Below are 2813 nucleotides of genomic sequence, written 5' to 3' on the forward strand. Positions count from 1 at the left end.
CCGGACCCCGCGCCTCAAACGCCGGCGGGGCTGGGAAGGGGGCGGGGTGGGTGGGGTGCGGGCGGGGCTGGGAAGGGGCGGGCCGGCGGGCGCCTGGGTGGGTGGGGTGACTCGGGCGCCGGCGGGGCTGGAAAAGAACCGGGCTGTAAGGGGGGCCGGGGGTGGGGTTATCCCCCCGGTCGGGACGCCTACTCGCTGGATGGTGGAGGGGTGGGGTGGCGGCGGAGGGTGGAGGGGTTGGGGAACGGATGAAGGGCGGGTCGGGAGTATGGGGAAGGGTCGGGACGTGTTGTTGGCGCCCGTGGCCGGGCGGACCTGGCGGGAGTTGCTGTTCCTGCTGGTCGGGCTGCCGCTGAGCACCGTGTACTTCGGGCTCGCGATAGCCGGGGTGTCCGCCGGTGCCGGGCTGCTCGTGACCTTCGTCGGGGTTCCGGTCCTGGCCGGGGTGCTCGCCATGTGCCGGGGGTTCGGGATGGTGGAGCGGGCCCGGGTACGGGGACTGCTGCGCGTCCCGGTCCGGGAGCCGGCGCCGGTGCGGGCCGCGAAGCGCGGGGTGCCTGCCGCGCTGGGGGCGCTCCTGAAGAGCGGCAGTGCCTGGCGGCACGTGCTGTACTCGGTGATCCACTTCCCCTGGGCGGTGTTCTCGTCCTGCCTCGCGCTCGTGCTGTGGGCCTACGGCTGGAGCATGCTGCTGTACCCGCTGTGGTTCTGGGTCTTCCCGGCCTTCACCCACCAGCCCGGGCTCCAGCTGTTCCAGAACGGCGACTACACCTTCTACCTGGACTCGCCCCTGGCCATCGCCCTGACGGGTGCGGCCGGTCTGGCGGTCACCCTCGTCACCCCCTGGGTCATCCGGGGCCTGGTGACCGTCGACCGGGTGCTGGTCACCGGCCTGCTCGGCCGCTCCCGGCTCGACGACCGGGTCAGCGAGCTGGAGTCCGACCGGGGGGTGGTCGTCGACACCGCCGCGGCCGACCTGCGGCGCATCGAGCGGGAGCTGCACGACGGGGCCCAGGCGCGACTGGCCGCGCTGGCCATGGACCTGGGGCTGGCCAAGGAGAAGCTGGCGGAGGACCCCGGGGCCGCCGCCCGCCTGGTGGACGAGGCCCACGGGGAGGTGAAGACCGCCCTGCGGGAGCTGCGCGACCTGGCGCGCGGGATCCACCCCGCCGTGCTGACCGACCGGGGGCTGGACGCGGCACTGTCGGCGGTGGCCTCGCGGTGCGCGGTCCCGGTACGGGTGGAGGTGGACCTGCCGTCGCGGCCCGCGGCGGCGATCGAGGGGATCGCGTACTTCACGGTGTCCGAGCTGCTGCGCGACGTCGGCGACCACGTCGGGGCGCGGAGCGCCGCCGTGGACGTGTGGCGGTCCGGGCGCCGGCTGATGATCCGGGTCTCGGACGACGGCCACGGCGGACAGGGCGGACAGGGCGGACAAGACGGTTCCGCCGGACGCGGCCCGCTGCCCGCCGGGCTCGCGGAGCGGCTGGACGCGGTGGACGGCGTCCTGGTCGTGGACGCGGCGGAGGGCCGCGGCACGGTGGTGACGGCCGAGCTGCCCTGGCGGGACTAGGCGGTCCGCGCCCGCCCCTGCTCCCGGCCGGACCGGAATCGGAGGTTCGGCTGGGATGCTTGGCATGCCAAGTGGGCATGCGAGCGAGCGGGCGGGAGCTTCACAACGTGGACAACAGGGTGCGGGTCGTCATCGCCGAGGATTCAGTGCTGCTCCGTGAGGGCCTGACCCGGCTGCTGACCGACCGGGGGCACGAGGTCGTGGCTGGCGTCGGCGACGCGGAAGCCCTGGTCAAGACAGTGGCGGACCTGGCGGCCGAGGGGGCGCTGCCGGACGTGGTGGTGGCCGACGTGCGGATGCCGCCGACGCACACCGACGAGGGCGTGCGGGCCGCCGTGCAGCTGCGGCGCGACTACCCGGGCATCGGCGTGCTCGTGCTGTCGCAGTACGTGGAGGAGCAGTACGCCACCGAACTGCTGGCCGGTTCCAGCACCGGGGTGGGGTACCTGCTGAAGGACCGCGTGGCCGAGGTCCGCGAGTTCCTCGACGCCGTGGTGCGGGTGGCCCGGGGCGGTACGGCCCTGGATCCCGAGGTCGTGGCGCAGCTGCTGGGCCGCAGCCGCAAGCAGGACGTGCTGGCCGGTCTGACCCCGCGCGAGCGCGAGGTCCTCGGACTCATGGCGGAGGGACGCACGAATTCCGCTGTGGCCAAGCAGCTCGTGGTGAGCGACGGGGCCGTGGAGAAGCACGTCAGCAATATCTTCATGAAGCTGGGCCTGTCCCCGAGTGACGGGGATCACCGGCGCGTACTCGCGGTTCTCACCTACCTGAGGTCATGATCTGCTGACAGTCTGTCAATGGCGCGATCGAGCCATGCGACGGCGAAGCCGCCGCACGACGGCCGGGTGGTTTGGAATATTTCGAGTAGAGCACGTCGTCTGTCGGACAGATCGTCCCGCGAGGGGCGGTCCAGAATGCGGGCGACCCGGGGACGGATGACGTCGCGGACGTAGGGTTGGCCCTGGGAGCGAACGCCCATGCCTCGAAGGAGGTCCAGTTCAGTGACCAGCCAGGTCAGTAGCCCGGCCGAGCAGGCCGACGGGGCCGGCGGGGCCATCGGTGAGCAGCGCAGCGCGCCTCGGACCGATGGAGCCGGCAAGGAGATCCGCCGCGTCGACCGGGTGATCATCCGCTTCGCGGGTGACTCGGGTGACGGTATGCAGCTGACGGGTGACCGGTTCACCTCGGAGACGGCTTCCTTCGGGAACGACCTGTCGACGCTGCCGAACTTCCCGGCCGA

2 protein-coding genes and 1 pseudogene are annotated in these 2813 nt (G+C 72.7%); all 3 read left to right on the forward strand.

Annotated elements, in window-relative coordinates; all coding sequences use genetic code 11:
- Positions 1 to 268: 268 nt before the first annotated feature.
- Positions 269 to 1573 carry a sensor domain-containing protein gene (locus AB0O29_RS34870; RefSeq protein WP_365160165.1) on the forward strand — a complete coding sequence of 435 codons (1305 nt, stop codon included), beginning with the start codon at positions 269 to 271 and terminating at the stop codon, positions 1571 to 1573.
- Positions 1574 to 1692: 119 nt separating this feature from the next.
- Complete coding sequence (locus AB0O29_RS34875) at positions 1693 to 2352, forward strand: response regulator transcription factor (RefSeq protein ID WP_365160168.1); 660 nt, start codon at positions 1693 to 1695, stop codon at positions 2350 to 2352.
- 222 nt (positions 2353 to 2574) lie between these two features.
- A pseudogene (locus tag AB0O29_RS34880) lies at positions 2575 to 2813 on the forward strand (2-oxoglutarate ferredoxin oxidoreductase subunit alpha); the annotation flags it as partial.

It is taken from the genome of Streptomyces sp. NPDC089915 (genome assembly GCF_040684675.1).
In the GTDB taxonomy this organism is placed as follows: domain Bacteria; phylum Actinomycetota; class Actinomycetes; order Streptomycetales; family Streptomycetaceae; genus Streptomyces.